General features: G+C 72.7%; 11 protein-coding genes. 1 reads left to right on the top strand and 10 read right to left on the bottom strand.

Annotation, left to right across the window (positions count from 1 at the left end):
* Window positions 1–88: 88 nt before the first annotated feature.
* The 4 genes from WMF34_RS05490 to WMF34_RS05475 all read right to left on the bottom strand — a co-directional run bounded on the left by WMF34_RS05490 (window position 89) and on the right by WMF34_RS05475 (window position 4,298).
* Window positions 89–1,249 (bottom strand): glycosyltransferase family 4 protein, encoded by a 1,161-nt coding sequence (locus WMF34_RS05490; protein WP_437992633.1) that lies wholly within the window; start codon window positions 1,247–1,249, stop codon window positions 89–91.
* Between the two features lie 4 nt (window positions 1,250–1,253).
* Window positions 1,254–2,249 carry an NAD-dependent epimerase/dehydratase family protein gene (locus WMF34_RS05485; RefSeq protein WP_012233671.1) on the bottom strand — a complete coding sequence of 332 codons (996 nt, stop codon included), beginning with the start codon at window positions 2,247–2,249 and terminating at the stop codon, window positions 1,254–1,256.
* A gap of 118 nt (window positions 2,250–2,367) precedes the next feature.
* Window positions 2,368–3,597 carry a glycosyltransferase family 4 protein gene (locus WMF34_RS05480; protein WP_012233670.1) on the bottom strand — a complete coding sequence of 410 codons (1,230 nt, stop codon included), beginning with the start codon at window positions 3,595–3,597 and terminating at the stop codon, window positions 2,368–2,370.
* A gap of 266 nt (window positions 3,598–3,863) precedes the next feature.
* A complete protein-coding gene (locus tag WMF34_RS05475; protein WP_157906465.1) occupies window positions 3,864–4,298 on the bottom strand; it encodes a hypothetical protein in 435 nt (144 codons plus the stop codon).
* Between the two features lie 307 nt (window positions 4,299–4,605).
* Here WMF34_RS05475 and WMF34_RS05470 point away from each other — a divergent pair, with 307 nt between their 5' ends.
* Window positions 4,606–5,073 (top strand): hypothetical protein, encoded by a 468-nt coding sequence (locus WMF34_RS05470; protein ID WP_012233668.1) that lies wholly within the window; start codon window positions 4,606–4,608, stop codon window positions 5,071–5,073.
* A 52-nt stretch (window positions 5,074–5,125) separates the two neighbouring features.
* On the opposite strand, the gene WMF34_RS05465 is transcribed toward WMF34_RS05470, so the two are convergent.
* The 6 genes from WMF34_RS05465 to WMF34_RS05440 form a co-directional block, all read right to left on the bottom strand.
* Window positions 5,126–5,764, bottom strand: a complete 639-nt coding sequence (locus WMF34_RS05465; protein WP_012233667.1) for a lysophospholipid acyltransferase family protein — start codon at window positions 5,762–5,764, stop codon at window positions 5,126–5,128.
* A gap of 154 nt (window positions 5,765–5,918) precedes the next feature.
* Window positions 5,919–7,367 (bottom strand): GuaB1 family IMP dehydrogenase-related protein, encoded by a 1,449-nt coding sequence (locus WMF34_RS05460; protein WP_012233666.1) that lies wholly within the window; start codon window positions 7,365–7,367, stop codon window positions 5,919–5,921.
* Window positions 7,368–7,493: 126 nt separating this feature from the next.
* Window positions 7,494–8,810: a glycosyltransferase gene (locus WMF34_RS05455; RefSeq protein ID WP_231864698.1), complete on the bottom strand. Its 1,317-nt coding sequence runs from the start codon at window positions 8,808–8,810 to the stop codon at window positions 7,494–7,496.
* 37 nt (window positions 8,811–8,847) lie between these two features.
* Window positions 8,848–10,026 carry a glycosyltransferase family 4 protein gene (locus WMF34_RS05450; protein ID WP_012233664.1) on the bottom strand — a complete coding sequence of 393 codons (1,179 nt, stop codon included), beginning with the start codon at window positions 10,024–10,026 and terminating at the stop codon, window positions 8,848–8,850.
* Window positions 10,023–12,644, bottom strand: coding sequence for an MMPL family transporter (locus WMF34_RS05445; RefSeq protein WP_437992632.1), 2,622 nt, complete (start codon window positions 12,642–12,644; stop codon window positions 10,023–10,025). The genes WMF34_RS05450 and WMF34_RS05445 overlap by 4 nt, the downstream gene beginning before the upstream one ends.
* 90 nt (window positions 12,645–12,734) lie before the next feature.
* Window positions 12,735–14,318, bottom strand: coding sequence for a glycosyltransferase family 4 protein (locus tag WMF34_RS05440; protein ID WP_231864696.1), 1,584 nt, complete (start codon window positions 14,316–14,318; stop codon window positions 12,735–12,737).
* Between the last annotated feature and the right edge of the window lie 119 nt (window positions 14,319–14,437).

Below are 14,437 nucleotides of genomic sequence, written 5' to 3'. Positions count from 1 at the left end.
GTCAATCATCGGCGCACTAGACTGATATGGAATCGAGAGGACGCCAGCAGCCAAACGGATCGGGAGAGCCCCTATCGCGGCGCGCGGTCTACGGCCCCGCGCAGCCGCTATGTTCGTCCCGGGGCTCGGGACGCGAGGCGTCGGCCGCCGCGAGCTGCGCGTACAGCGCGGCGTACTCCGCCATGATCGTCCTGCTCGCATAGCGGCGCACGGCGCGCCGGCGCGCGGCCTCGCCGAGCTGCGCCCGCAGGGAAGGGTCGTCGCGCAGGGAGCGGAGCGCGCCCCGCAGCGCGTCCTCGTCTCTCGGCGCCACCAGGAGGGCCACCCGACCGCCCTCGCCCTGGATCACCTCCGTCACCGCGCCGACCGGCGTGACGACGCAGGGCAGGCCGCTGGCCATCGCCTCCAGCAACGCGTTGGGCAGCCCCTCGCCATGGCTCGGCAGGCAGAAGACGTCCGCGTCGCGGTAGACCGCAGGCATCGCGTCTTCAGGCACCTCGCCGAGCAGGCTCAGGCGGCCTTGCCGCTCGAGCTCCGCGAGCGCCTCGTCGAGGCGGCGGGACGGGCCGGCAGCGCCGCCTGCGTCGCGAGGCCCCGCCAGCGCGAGGGTCAGGCCCCCGACCGCCAGCACGGCCCGCGCGAGCTCCAGGACCCCCTTCTGCGGCGTGACGAGCCCGGCGAAGAGCACCCGCAGCGGCTGGCCGGGCGAGCGCGGCGCGGCAGCGGGGTGGAAGACGTCGGTGTCGACCGGGTTGGCGATCCGGAGGACGCGACCCCCTGGAACCAAGGCCTGCACGTAACACCGCAGCTCCTCCGAGAGCGTGATGACGGCCGTGGCGCGGCCCAGCACGGCGCGCACGGCCTGCCGAGCCGGCCACGGCAGGGCCCGATGCCAGGCGATGATCTGCGGCGACAGGCGCAGGTGGAGCACGGCCGGCACCCCCGCGCGACGGCACAGCTCCACCGCGGGGCCGTCGCGCGCGGTCGCCCAGAACAGGGTGGTGCACAGATGAACGACGTCCGGCCGGCGTCGCGCGAGCAGCCGGTGAAGCGCCGCCAGCGCTTCGCCCGCGCGGACCACGCGCGCGGGGCGAAGCCTGCTCGTCGGATCGCTCGAGGCGGCTCGGGGCGAGGTGTCGATGACGTCCGCCTCGATGCCCGCCGCTGCCGCCGCGTCGAGGTAGTTCCGCATCCACCGCGTGATTCCGCCGGCGGGCGGCGGGAGGGGGCCCCAGAGCGCGACGCGCATGTCCCTAGAAGCGCGCGTCGGCCTCGATCTGGGCCCAGCGCTCGCGGAACCACGCCACGGTGCGCGCGAGCCCCTCATGCAGGCCCGTCTGCGCCTCGAAACCGAGGACGCGACGGGCCTTGTCGGTGGACGCGACCCGACGGCGCTGCGTATCCCACGCCCGGCGCCCGACGAACCGGACGCCGGCGCGGTTGCCCGTCAACTCGTTGATGGCTCTCGCGACGTCGAGGATGGCGATCTCCTCGCCCGACGCCAGGTTGAACGCCTCCCCCGACGCGGCCGCCGCGGCGCCCGCCCGGAGAAACCCATCGACGATGTCACCCACGTAAGTGAACGAGCGGGTCTCCTCTCCCGTCCCGGTGATAGGCAGCGGCTCGCCGCGCAGGGCCCAGTAGACGAAGTTGGGGATCACATTGCGGTATCGGCCGGGGACCTCGCCCGGACCATACGAGTTGAAGGGGCGGACCCGCACGGTGCTCAGCGCATCGTTGCCGGCCGAATGACCGCAGAAATAATTGCAATAGAGCTCGCCGAGCAGCTTGGTGGCCTGGTAGGGCGTGTGGACATCGAGCGCGAGGTGCTCCTCGTGGACGGGCCGCGGCGGGTCGCTGCCGTAGGGCGCGCACCCGGACGAGGCGAAGACGACGCGCTCTGCCCCGCTGCGCCGCGCGTGCTGCAGCACCCGCAATGTGCCGAGGCCGTTGACCTCGAGATCGCGCTCCGGGTTGTCCACCGAGTTCTGGTTCGCGAACAGCGCGGCGAGGTGGAAGACATGCGATGGCCGCTCCCGGAACACCGCCGCGAGCAAGCCGTCATCAACGACGCTCCCCTCCACGAAGCGCACGTTGCGCCGCGCCGGGACGCCCCAGCGGGAGGAGGAGGAGAGGTCGTCCACCACGATCACCTCCGCGCCCGCGTCGGCCAGGGCCGCCGTGAGCGAGCCGCCGATCGCGCCAGCCCCACCGGTCACGATGATCCGCCGGTCCTTGTAATCCTGCATGGTGCCCACCGCTGTGCCTGTCGTTTCGCCCGTGAAACGTTGCCCGCCGCAATGCCCCGGTGCATTGCGGCCTTCGGTACCCACAGCCTCGCGCCGGCGCCCGAGGGCGCCGGCGTCCTCACGACGATGATTCACCCGCTGCGCGCGCGAAGATCTCCTCATAACGACGCACGAGCGGCTCGCGCGTGAACCAGCGAAGGAAATAGAGCCGGCCGGCCTCCCCCATCGCGCGCCGCGCCTCCGGCGTCATGCCGTGAAACCGCCGCACGGCGTCCGCGAGCGCCGCCGGGTCCTCGGGCTCGCAGGCGAGCCCCGCCCCGCTGCTCCGCACCAGATCCGCCGGATCCCCGCCCGCCGCGACGAGCACCGGCCTGGCCGCGGCCATGTAGGCCGAGATCTTCGAGGGGATCGTGATCTCGAAGCGCGGATCGCGCCGGAGGTGCGACAGCACCACATCGGCCAGCGCGAAGAAATGCGGCATGCGCTCGTGGGGTTGCTGGCCGATGAAGACGACGTTCGAGAGGGCCCGCGCCTCAGCCTCGCGCCGGAGCCTGAGCGCGTCGTTCCCGTCCCCGACCATCACGAACCGCACGTCGGTGAGGTCGCGCAGCCGATCGGCCGCGTCGAGCACGCTGGAGAGGGCCTGGGCAGGACCCATGTTGCCGGCGAAGAGGACGACGAACCGCCCTGACAACCCGTGCTCCGCCGCGAGCCCTGGGTCGGGCTCCACCGGCCTGTAGATCCGATCGTCGGCCCAGTTCGGGATCAGGTGCACCTTGTCTGTGGAGACGCCTTTGCGGGAGAGCTCGCGCTCGAGCCCCGGGCTGATGACGGTGATCGCCGCGGCGCGCCGGAAGAGGGCGCGGTTCACGCGATCGATGCCAGCGAACACGAGCCTGCTGTCGAGCATGCCCGAGGCCGCCGCGGTCTCGGGCCACAGGTCCTGGACCTCATAGATCCACGGTATCCGGCGGAGCGCGGCGAGCCAGGAGGCGGCGATGGCGTGGCTCGGTGGGGGGTTGTGGACCCAGGCGACGTCGGCCGGCCCGGAGAGGGCGGTCCCGAGCAGCGCTGTCGAGGCGGCGAAGCTCGCGTAGTTGAGCGTCCGCCGCACGCGCGATCGGCTGTGATCAGGGTAGGTCGGGAGGCGTATCACCCTGGTGCCGCTCGCGTGCTCCACGTCCCAGAGGCGCTGTCGGTACCCTGGATAAGTGCGGCCATGCGGGTAGTTCGGGAACGCCGTCACCACCGTCACCTGGTGCCCGCGCTCGGCCAGCGCCTCCGCGAGCAGATGCGGGCGCGCGATGGGCTCGGGGTGATACCACTGCGACAGGAGGAGAATCTTCACTCACCGCGCTTCGATGCACCGGCGCTCGCGGGCATTCACGCGATGAGCGACGGACGGCGCCGAAACTTCGGGACCGGGGCCGACGGCCGGCGCCCACCTCGATGGGACGGGCGACCATCACGCCTCGACAGCATCACGAGGGGGGCGGCGGGCGGCACGGCGATGTCGCTGGCGCCGCGGGTCGCGCCAGACGGCCGCGACGCGCACGCCGGGAGCGACTCGAGCAGCGCTGCGAAGATGCACCCCCGGCGGAGAACGTGGTCTCGTCAGTACTCGACGTCCTGCTTGAAGATGAGCTCCGAGGACGGCGACTCGGGATTGGCGGTCTTCTCGAGGCTGATGACGAGCTCGAACCGGGTGAGCGGCACGCTCACGTCCTTGAGCTTGCCGGTGCGGGCATCGGGGTCGAAGTTGAGCGCGCCGATCCGCTGCCAGGGCGAGTCGCTGTCCGGGCGCGCCCAGACGACGTAGGCCGTGCTGCTCGAGTCGAGGCGATCGGGCGGCGGGAGATCCTTCGCGTTGATGTCGAGGCGGGTCATGGCCGCGTCGAAGTTGACGTCGGCGATGATCACGGCGTCCGCGCCCGGCGCCTTCCCGATGCCCTGCGGCGTGTAGCGCAGCGGGCCGCCGCAGCCCGCCATCAGCGCGCACGCAAACGCCACGACAGCGAGCCGCAGCACCCTGGAAACATGTCCTCTCATCTCGGTAGCTCCTCCTTCGTCCCTCTGCTGCGGGCGAAGACGCCTCGCGAACCGCCAGCACCGGCCGGCGGCCGAAACAGCCGCGGCATCATAGCCGCTTTCGGCCACGCCGACGGCGCTCGACGCAGCAGGAGGCGGCCAGGCCCGCCGGACGTGCTCGACGCGCCGGAAACCCCGCCGCCTCGCGCGCCCGGCCGGCGAGGCGCCGTCCGCGAGCGCAGCACAGGCCCCCGGCGTCGGGGAACGGCGCGGATCGGACGGATCGCGTGGCGGCGCGCCGCCCATCGACTAAAGTCTCGAAATCGAGATGGATTTGGCACACACACGGCTCGGAGCTCGGGGCGATCGCTGGTCGACCGGGCGGGGAGTCCTCGATGTCCGAACGCCGGCGTCCGACGTCGTGACGAGGCGCCTCGAGGGGTACGCGTCGCTCGATCTCATCGAGCCGGCGATCAGGCACCTGGAGACCCTCGTCGAGGCGGGCGTGCTCCCGGTCGTGTTCGACGATTTCGAGCTCGGCACCGGCTATGACAGCGACGTCCGGGCCAGGCTCACGGCGTGGCACCTGCGGAACCCCGGCAAGCTGAAGGAGGTCCATATCCTCGTGCGGCCTGGGCTCGTCGCCATGGGCGTCACGGTCGCCAACCTCGCCACGGGCGGCCGCTTCAACGTGTACACCGACCGCTCCGCGTTCGAATGGGCGCTCGCGGGCGTGCTGACGACGAGGATCACGGCGGGGCCCGCCTCGTCGGTTCGCGCGCCGTCCCTGCGCTGACGAGCGCCCCCCGGCCGCGCGGGTAGGCGGCTCGCGCGCCCTCGACCCGAGCTCAGGGGTGCTGGACGGCCCCGTTCGCCGGAGCACCCCTGGCGCCGAGCGTGATCTCGCTCATCCGCTCCGGGTGCTTTCCTTCGATGCCCTCATAGAGACGGCGGATCGCCGCCATGTCGGCCTCGATGTCGCCCGTTGGGTGGAACACGTGGAGGATCCCGCCCCGCTTGCGGGGGAAGTCGAGGTATCCGAGGAGGATCGGGACGCCGGCGCCGAGCGCGACGTAGTAGAAGCCCGTCTTCCAGCGCTTCGTGCGCGAGCGCGTGCCCTCGGGCGCGATGATCAGGATGAGCTCGTCGCGCTCCTTCAGCACGTCGACAACGGCCGCGACGAGGTTGTTCCGGTCGCGGCGGTCGACGGGGACGCCGCCGAGCCACTTGAAGAAGAAGCCGAACGGCGGCTCGAAGAGCGTGTGCTTGCCGAGCCAGGAGAACTCGAGGTCGAGCACGTAGCTGACCGCGAGCGTGAACGGGAAATCCCAGTTCGAGGTGTGAGGTGCCGCGATGATCACCGCCTTCGACGGGAGCTCCGTGATGCCCTCCATGCGCCAGCCGAACACGGACAACCAGGTGCGGCCGACGAACCGGCGGACGGCGCGGCGCGCGGCGGAAAAACGTGGAGCGGGTGCGTTCGGCATGGAGGACCTCGACGGTAAGCAGCCGGAGGTTCGTCGCTGCCCGGGTGGAAGTCACGTCACCTTTCCGTCATCCCGCGCCGCCGCTCGCGCGCATGGGAAGCATGGCGCGATGGGCGCGCCGCGTCGTCAACGCCGCGTCGTCAACGCCGCGTCGTCAACGCCGTTCGATTCCGTGCGGCTTGCCCTCGCCGTACCCCGCCAGCGTCTGCACCCCGATGACGGCCTTGTCGTGGAGCTCGTCGAGGTTCGCCGCGCCGGCGTAGGTGCACGCCGACTGCACGCCGGTGATCATCTCGATCAGGATGGCGCCGACGCTCTCGCGCCCCTCGTGGATGTAGATGCGCGACGTCGAGATGCCCTCGCGGAAGAAGGCCTTCTTGGCGCGCTCGAACGCGTCGAGGTCCGCGGTGCGCTCGCTGACCGCGCGGGCGCTCGCCATGCCGTAGTTCTCCTTGTAGAGCAGCCCGTCGCGGTCCTCCATGACGTCGCCCGGGCTCTCGTACGTGCCGGCGAGCGTCGTCCCGACCATGACGCGCGAGGCGCCGGCGGCGAGGTAGAGCGCCACGTCGCGCGGGTGACGGACGCCGCCGTCGGCCCAGACGCGCTTGCCGTGGCGGCGCGCCTCGCGGGCGCACGCGAGCACCGAGGAGAACGTCGGGCGGCCGGCGCCGGTCTGCATGCGCGTCGTGCACATCGCGCCGGGGCCGACGTTCACCTTCACGATGCCGGCGCCCGCCTCGATGAGGGCCCGCGTGCCCTCCGCCGTGCAGACGTTGCCGGCCACGAGCGGGACGGCGTCGCCGACGGCGCCCCGCACGGCGCGGATCGCCTCGATCATCCGGCGCTGGTGGCCATGCGCGGTGTCGAGCACGATCGCGGACACGCCGATCTCGAGCAGGCGCGCGGCGCTCTGGGCCGCCTGCGCGGAGATCCCGATCGCCGCCGCGACCATGAGCTCGCCGCCGCCGTCGAGCGTCGGCTTGAGCAGCTCGAGCCGCACGGCGTCGTCGCGCGTCAGCACGCCGTGGAGCCGCCCGTCCCCGTCGAGCACGGGGACCGCCTTCACGCGGGCGTCCTCCATCAGCAGGAAGGCCGTCCGGTTCGGCGTGCCGGCCGGGATGGTGATGAGGCGCGACGACATGAGCGCGGACGCGGGCGTGTACTGATCCCGGTCGCGCAGGTCGGCGTGGGTGACGATGCCGATCGGCCGCCGCTCGTCGTCGACCACGACCACCATGTCGTGCGATCGCTTGCGGATGATGCCGTGCACGTCGCGGAGCGTGGCCCGCGGGGAGACCGAGAGGGGCGTGTCGTAGCGCGGGTCGGCGCGCTTGATGTGGTGGACGATGCGCTCGACCGTGTCGAGATCCATGTCCTGCGGGAGCACGCCGAGGCCGCCGAAGCGGGCCATCGTCTCCGCCATCCGCTTGCCGGTGACCGCGTTCATGTTCGCCGAGACGATCGGGTGCGAGCCGCCAGGGAAGTCCGCCGGGCGCAGGTCGGTCTCGAGGCGGGAGCCGCCGGCGAAGTACCCGGGTGTCAGGAACACGTCTTCGAGGGCGAGCTCCAGGCTCTCGTCATGCTCGGGGTGGAGAAAGCGCATGCACAGCTCCGAGGAAGGGGGATGGCGCCGCGAAGGCGGCGCGGCGCGCGCCAGTCTAGTGCCTGACGGCAGGGCGAGGGTCGGCGCTGGTTGCGCGACGGCCCCCTCCCCGCCGGGCTACCGTATTCAAGGAGGCTGGCGGGCGCGGCGGGCGGGCGCGTCGGCGATGACGCGGTCCAGGATCGCGGCGACGCTGGCCGCGGCCGCCTCGGACGAGAGCGCCGCGGGCGGAGGCGCCGGGACCGGCAGCGCGCCCGTCTCCCGGAAGCGCGCGAGGTGGCGCGCGAGCGCGGCGGCGATGCCGTCCGCGTCGTCCGGCGCGACGCGCGCGTTGTCGCTCCGGTACGAGAGGAGCTCTTCGACCTCGCGGTTCGCGGTCACGCTGACGACGGGCATCCCCGACGCGGCGTAGTCGTAGGTCTTGGCCGAGACGCGCAGCACGACGTGGGGGCTGAGCATCGCGAGCAGCACGTGCGCCCGCCTGAGCTCGCCGAGCACGTCGCGCTGCGGGACCGGGGGGAGCGCCTCGATGTACGGCGTGAGCCCCATGCGCTCGAAGCAGGCGCGATCGTGGTCAGACATCCGGCCGATCTGCCGGAGGACGACGTCCTCGGGCGCGAGCCGCTCACGGTCGATGAACCGCCGCAGCGCGGCGCCTATCTGGTCCGCCGAGGCCTCCTCGCGGATCGTGCCGAGGTGGAGCACGACGAAGCGGCGGGGCGGCTCCGGCGCGGGCGGCGGCGCGTACAGCGCGAGATCGAAGTGGTTGCGCACGAACGAGGACTTCGACGAGAGCTCGGGGAAGCGCGCGCGGTAGGCCTCGAGCGCGGCCCGCGTGTTGAAGATCACGTGGTCGGCGCCCTCGAGCCAGCGGCGCTCCAGGCGCGGGACGATGGCGCGCCGGGCCCGCTCGGCCAGGCCGGACGGCGGCCCGTTCCCCGTCTCGTGCAGCGAGTACGGGTCGCGCATGTCGAGGACGAGCGGCACGCCGAGCGCCCGCTTCACGTGGAGGCCGGCCGGGCAGGCCGAGTACGGCCCGGCGCTCACCACGACGGCCCGCGCGCCGGTGCGGCGGGCCAGGGCGACGGCCGCGCGCGCCCCGCGCGGCGCGTGCGCGATCCAGCGGTCGGTGATCGCCTGGAACGGGCGGAGCCCGACGAGCGGCCCCGCGCGCCCCGCGGGGAGCGGCGCCCGCGCGCGGAGGGCGTGCAGCGCGGCGCCCGCGGCGAGGACGGCCGGATCGAGGTACTCGTCGAAGACCTCGACCTCGGGCGGCAGCGCGGCGAGCAGCCCGTCGTCGCGCGGATCCTCGGGGAAGGTCCCCGACAGGACGGCGACGCGGAAGCCGTGGCGCGGCAGGTGCCGCGCGAGCTTCACCCAGCGGAAGGCGCCGACGCTCGTCTGGGGCGCGAAGGCGGGGGAGATCAGCAGGAAGGGGCGCACGATCGATCCTCTCGAGGGCAAGCTGGCGTCCACGACGTCAGCCCCCGCCGCGCACCCCGCGCTCGAGCAGGTCCGCGTAGAGCGCGAACAGCGCTTCGAAGTGCTCGTCGCTCGTGGGCAGCCGCTCCCCCGCGGCCCGCGCCGCCGCGACGCGCTCCTCCCGCGGGCGCGCGAGCACCCGCTCGATCGCGGCGGCCACCTCGCCCGGCGAGGCGCGCGGCGCGTACACCTCGGCGGCGCCGGGCTGCACGAAATCCAGCGCGGCGCCGGCGGCCGGGACGACGAGCGGCAGGCCCGAGCACAGCGCCTCGCCCAGCACGAAGCCGAACGTCTCGGCGGCGCCCCCGTGGACGAAGACGTCGGCGCTGGCGTGCAGCGCGGCGTAGGTGGCGCGGTCCTTCGCGAAGCCGAGGAAGGTCACCTGCGGAAGGGCGGCCGCGCGCCGCTCGAGCCGCGCCCGCTCGGGCCCGTCGCCCAGCACCGCGAGGGCGACCGGGCGCCGCGCCGCGAGCTCCCGCGCGGCGTCGATCACGAGCGCCACCCGCTTCTCGACGGCGAGCCGGCACGCGACGAGGAGCAGCGCGGCCGACGGCTCGTCCGCGAACCGGCCGAGCAGGCCGCGGCGCAGCGCCGCGTCCGCGCGGGCGGGGCCGAAATCGCCGCGCTTCACGCCGAAGGTGACGCGGTGGACGCGCTCGCAGCCGTGGCTGCGGAGCTGCTCCGCGATGAACGTCCCGGGGGCGATCGTCGCGTCGAACCGCCGCGACAGCGCGCGCGGCCAGGCGAACAGCGCGCCCTCGATCGCCCGGGCGACCGCGCGCGGGCGGACCCGATCGAGCAGCGGCGCCGCGTAGGTGCTGATCTGATCCGAGTGGTACACGAACGTGCGGAGCGGGACCTCGCGGGCGCTCGCCGCGACGAGCGCGGCCGTGTACGGCGCGCTCGCCTGCACGACGTCCGGCGCCTCGCGGCGGATGATCGCCCGCGCCGCGCCGAGCCGGAGGAGCGCGTGGTAGGTCGGGTCGTACGGCATCGGCGGGCCGGCCACCCGCACGATGCGGCCCCGCTCGAGCGGGACGACCTCGTCGCGCGGCCCGGGCGCCACGACGACGATCTCGTGGCCGCGCCGGCTCCCCTGGCGCACGAGCTCCTCCAGGTACGACCGCACGCCGCCCCCGCGGGACGAGAAGAACTCCGCGACGTCGAGGATCTTCACGAATGGTTGCTCCCGCGCAGGAGGAGGCCGCCCTTCCACGAGCGCCGCATCCGCGCCGAGCGGTTCATGACGTGGAGCAGCGCCGGGAGGAACAGGAGCGCGGTCGCGACGCACGCCACCTCGCCGCTGACCGCGACCCAGCCGAAGGAGTTCAGCGCCTGGTTGTCGGCGAAGACGAGCGACCCGTAGCCCAGCACGGTCGTGTAGCTGCAGAGGGCCACGGGGCCGGCCGAGCGCTTGAGCGCGAGCGCCACGTCGCCGCCGAGCAGCCGCGCGCGATCGAAGACGTTGAAGGGGTACTCGCAGCCGATGCCGAACGTGATCGGGAGCGCGATGAAGTTCAGGAAGTTGATCTTGACGTCGAGCGCCGCCATGGCGGTGGCCGTCGCGAGCACGCCGAGCACGAGGGACAGGAGGACCGCGAGCGCGCCCGCGATGCTGCCCGTCGCGAGCACCACGACGATCGTGACCGCGAGGAACGAGGCCGCCGTCGCCAGCGGGCCGTCGCGCTCCATCGACCGGATCATCTCGGCGAAGACCGTCGGCCTGCTCGCCGTGACGACGTGGGTCCCGTCGGGGAGGACCACGTTGCCGGTCGTGTCGGCCATCCGCAGGAGGTTCCTGCCGTTCGAGAACGAGACGTTGTTCTTGTACTTCACGTAGAACACCGTCCCCACGACGCCGTTGTTCTCCTCGAACCTGCGGCGGATCAGGTCGGGCAGGTCCTTCGGGCCGATGACGCGCAGCGACTCCGGCGGCTTCATGCTGAGGACGCGCTCCCGCTCCTCGGGGCGCAGGGCCTTCAGCACCCGCGGGGTCAGCCGGTCCCGGATCCGCTCCAGGACCTCGATCTTCCGCTGCTGCTCCTCGGCCGTGCCGGGGAGGGCGTCGGCGATCGTCGCGACGTCGGCCACGAGCTGGCCCTGCGGATCCTTCGCGTCATTCGCGAGGATCTGCGCCTTGATGGCCGGCACCTGCTCGGGGGTGTCGGCGAGCATCATCGCGCCGGCGACGTTCATCTTCCCGCCGAAGACCTCGGACGCCTTGAGCGACCAGCTCCCCGCGCCCTTCTCCCGCGAGCTCTTCGAGCCGAGGCGCGCGAAGTTGTACTCCCAGGGGTCCTGGATGTACGCGGGGAGCTTCCACGCCGCGAGCGCGACGATGACCGGCGCGACCGCGAGGAACGCGAGCGGCCACCGCGACGTCACGCGCGCGAGCGCCCGCGCGCCGGGCCCCGCGGTGCCCTCGTCCGAGACGCGCGGCGGCGGATCGCGCATCCAGGGCGGGAGCCTCGCCTGGATGCGCTCGATCGCGACGAGCGTCGCGGGCACGAGCGGCACGATGGACGCCCACACCATGATCATCCCGACGAAGCCGATCGTGCCGAACTGGCTGAACCCGCGGAAGTGCGTGATCGTGAGCGATCCGTAGGCGATCGCCGCCACGCTCGCCCCGACGAGCTCGGCGCGGAACGCGTTGATGACCGCCTCGCGCCGCGCCTCGTCCGCGGGCATGCCGCGCGCGCGGAAGTCGCGGTACCTCGACAGGAGCACGATCGGGTAATTGACCCCGTTGCCGACGATGATCGCCCCGAGGAAGGCGCCGACCGTGTTGACGTAGCCGTAGGTCAGGGTCGCGAACGCGTACCCCGCGCTGGCGCCGAAGGCCGTGGGGAGCAGGATCACCAGGAGCGACCAGGGCGAGCGGTAGTAGATCATCACGCCGCCGACGATCAGCACGAGCGCGATGACGGTGGCCCACACCGCCTCGCTGACGAGCGACTTCTGCTCGGCGATGGCGTTGGGGATGTCGCCCGCGTACCCGACCTGCATGGCCGGGTGGAACGCCGCAGGATCGAGGCGCGAGACGAGCGCGGTCACCTGGTCGAGGAGCTCCGCCGCGCGGCGATCGCCCATGCCGGCGCTGCGCGAGACGATGCGGAGCGCGACCATGCGCCCGTCGGGCGTGGCGAAGTAGCCGCTCGGGAACTCGTCGATCTTCTTCAGGCGCCGCTGGAGCTCCTGCCAGGTCTCGTCGAGCGACAGCCCCTTCTGGGCCGGCGCCGGCGCCGGCGTCGCCGCCGCGCCCGCGTCACCTCCGGGCGCCCCGGAGGCCTCCAGATCCTCGATGAGGCCGCTCCGCAGCGCGAGCTCCAGCTCGATCGCCTCGTCCGCCGCCTCGAGCTCGCGGACGCTCGCGTAGAGCCACTTGTTCGCGTCGAAGAAGCTGCGGACCTCCTTCGTGCCGGACTCCACGTAGCGGATGAGCGCCGGCGGCCCGCACGCCGCCCGGCAGGCGTCGTCGCCGCACGCCGCGGCGCAGGCCGCGCGCTTGCGGAGCGGCTCGTTCAGCTGCTCCGCGAGCGCGTCGATGAACCGCTCGTTCGCGCCGCGATCCGGCGACTCGGCGATGACGATGAGCTGCGCTCCACCGTCCACGCGCTGGGCCTGACGCTCGTAGGCCTGGAACGCCGGGCTGTCGCGCGGCAAGAGCTCGCGGAGCTCCGTGCGCAGCTCGAGCCGCGACGCGTACCCCCATAGCCCTGCCATGGAGAGGAGGGCGAGCGCAATGACGAGCCAGGGACGGCGCCCGCTGATATCGACGAGCGCACCGATCATCCTGAGGAGCATTCGAAGGACACCTCGAAACCGGGAACACCTCGAAGCGGCCGCGTGCGGGCCGGCTTCGGGCCGGTCTTACCACGCGCGCTAGGCGCAGAACGACGGCTGGATACCCTTGGGCCGCGGCGCCGCCGCGGGGCGCAGGTGGCCGAACGCGAAGAGGCCGCCGGTGAAGCCCATCCAGGTGCGGAAGTGCCGGAAAGTCTCCAGCCACTGGAGCGCCTTCGGCCCGTCGACGAGCGGGCGCAGGTTGGATTGCCTCGCGTGCTCGCGCGCGTGCGCGAACGCGTTCGCCAGCATCCGCTGCACGACGAGGGGCGAGGACCGCTCGCGCGCCCGCTGCGCGGCCGCGCTCCCGAGCCGCGCGGCGGCGAGCGGGTCGCGCGTGAGCGCGAGCACGGCCTTGCCGAACGCGGCGTTCGCGCTCTCCTCGGCGATCGGCCCGCGGCCCGGGTCGATGAGCAGGCCGTTGTGGCCGCTCTGGATCTGCGAGCTCACGCCCATGCCGTCGGCGAACGCGACCGTCGGGGAGCCGCACCAGAGCGCCTCGCTCAGCACGTTCCCGAACGTCTCGCTCAGCGAGGCGTGCAGGAAGAGGTTCGCGTGCCGGTAGTAGTCCGAGATCTGGCTGTACGGCACCTCGCCCGTGAAGATGACCCGGCGCGCGACGCCCAGCTCGCGCGCGAGCGCGGCGTACGCCGCGCTGTCCGGCCCGTCGCCGACGAGCGTGAGCGTCGCCTGCGGCTCGTGCGGGGCGATGTGCTCGGCGAAGATGCGGATCAGCCGGTGCTGCGACTTCTCCCGGGTGTGGCGGCCCGCGCAGACGAGGCGGGGGCCGCGCGGGTCGAGCCCGCGCTCCTCGAGCAGCTGCACGTAGGGGTCGGGGCCGAGCGGGCGCTCGAACACGTCCTCGGGCACCATCCGCGGGATGACGTGGATGGGCACCGTCACGCCCCGTTCGCGCCAGTAATCGCGCAGGCCCTCGCTCAGCACGACGAGGCCGTCTCCCTGGTTGTACAGGTCCACGAAGAGCCGCTCCATCGGCGCGCGGAGCGTCTTGTGGAGCACCGTGTGGACCGCGCCGATCCGGGAGACCCGCTCCGGCAGGAGAACGTCGTACGCGGCCGCGAGGTGCGTCGTGTTCACGCAGAGCAGCGGGATGCCGCGCATCTTGCGCAGCCAGATGCCGAACTCGACGAGCAGGGTCGTGGTCTGCGCAAAGCAGATGTCAAAATCCCACCGCATCGGATCGAGCACCGAGGATCCCACGGGGATGGGCAGGTGCACCCCCGGGTAGGTGCGCAGCGGCAGGCTGGGCAAGGCGACGGTGCCGGGAGGGATCTCGTCGGCCGAGGCATCCGGATCCCGAGGTCCGATCAGTGTTGCCTGGTGACCACAGGTGTTGAGCGCGCGATACAGGGCCCGCGTCTGGAAGACCGCGCCATTCGCGTAAGGAATGCGCGTGAAATCGCTGAGGATGGCGACCTTGAGCGGCCGCCCGTTGGCGCCGGAGAGGGCAGCGAAGGGATTCTCTGGAATGGCCGCTTGCACCCTGACGGAGGAGAGCCCTCCCCGCGCGGGTCCCGTCGACGGCGTGTGACGCGCCGGCGCGATCGCCTCGTGCGGCGCGCGATCGCTCCGGTGGTCGCTGAGCGGCAGAATTGCATCCATCGTCATCTTCGTTGCTCCTGGAGAAGCGGCGCGAACCGTGGTCGATGACCGACCGAGGCGCGCAGCGTGACGGGCGGTAGGGCGTTCGTGTCGCGCCCGCGACAGCCGTGTCGCGCTGC

This window comes from Sorangium sp. So ce145 (assembly GCF_051525985.1).
GTDB classification, from domain to species: domain Bacteria; phylum Myxococcota_A; class Polyangia; order Polyangiales; family Polyangiaceae; genus Sorangium; species Sorangium cellulosum_B.
Note: the sequence above shows the minus strand (reverse complement) of the source record. Positions and strands in the feature narration are given on the sequence as shown.

What these genes read in the sequence shown, in the direction of transcription:
- WMF34_RS05490 (WP_437992633.1), bottom strand. Translation starts at nt 1,249, where the DNA reads ATGCGCGTCGCGCTCTGGGGCCCCCTCCCGCCGCCCGCCGGCGGAATC.
- WMF34_RS05485 (WP_012233671.1), bottom strand. Translation starts at nt 2,249, where the DNA reads ATGCAGGATTACAAGGACCGGCGGATCATCGTGACCGGTGGGGCTGGC.
- WMF34_RS05475 (WP_157906465.1), bottom strand. Translation starts at nt 4,298, where the DNA reads ATGAGAGGACATGTTTCCAGGGTGCTGCGGCTCGCTGTCGTGGCGTTT.
- WMF34_RS05470 (WP_012233668.1), top strand. Translation starts at nt 4,606, where the DNA reads ATGGATTTGGCACACACACGGCTCGGAGCTCGGGGCGATCGCTGGTCG.
- WMF34_RS05465 (WP_012233667.1), bottom strand. Translation starts at nt 5,764, where the DNA reads ATGCCGAACGCACCCGCTCCACGTTTTTCCGCCGCGCGCCGCGCCGTC.
- WMF34_RS05460 (WP_012233666.1), bottom strand. Translation starts at nt 7,367, where the DNA reads ATGCGCTTTCTCCACCCCGAGCATGACGAGAGCCTGGAGCTCGCCCTC.
- WMF34_RS05445 (WP_437992632.1), bottom strand. Translation starts at nt 12,644, where the DNA reads ATGATCGGTGCGCTCGTCGATATCAGCGGGCGCCGTCCCTGGCTCGTC.
- WMF34_RS05440 (WP_231864696.1), bottom strand. Translation starts at nt 14,318, where the DNA reads ATGGATGCAATTCTGCCGCTCAGCGACCACCGGAGCGATCGCGCGCCG.